A 319-nucleotide genomic window follows, 5' to 3' on the forward strand; every position below is an offset into this window, starting at 1 on the left:
TTTATTAATAGAAGAATATCTAATTGGTATTGTTATAACGTTTGCACCTAAACTTTTCGCAGCTATTTCAAAGGATGCCAGTGTACGAGTTGAATCCTCGAAAAATAAGTTAATGACTGTTTTACCTTTCAGAATATTATCAAAACAACTTGCATTGTTAAGGTAACTCTCAGCTAAATAAATTATATTTTTTATGTCTTCTATTGTTAAATCTGAAATCTTTAATAGATTTTTACTGAAAGACTTGTAATCACATGACATTATATTTGAATCTACTGCAAGAAGAATATAGTAAATTAATGTTAGAAAGTAAACAAAT

At 26.3% G+C, this 319-nt stretch carries 1 pseudogene; it reads right to left on the minus strand.

Annotation, left to right across the window (positions count from 1 at the left end):
* Window positions 1–261, minus strand: a pseudogene (locus V6U76_RS05545) (hypothetical protein); the annotation flags it as partial.
* Between the last annotated feature and the right edge of the window lie 58 nt (window positions 262–319).

This window comes from Wolbachia endosymbiont of Pentidionis agamae, from assembly GCF_036711655.1.
In the GTDB taxonomy this organism is placed as follows: domain Bacteria; phylum Pseudomonadota; class Alphaproteobacteria; order Rickettsiales; family Anaplasmataceae; genus JAZHPY01.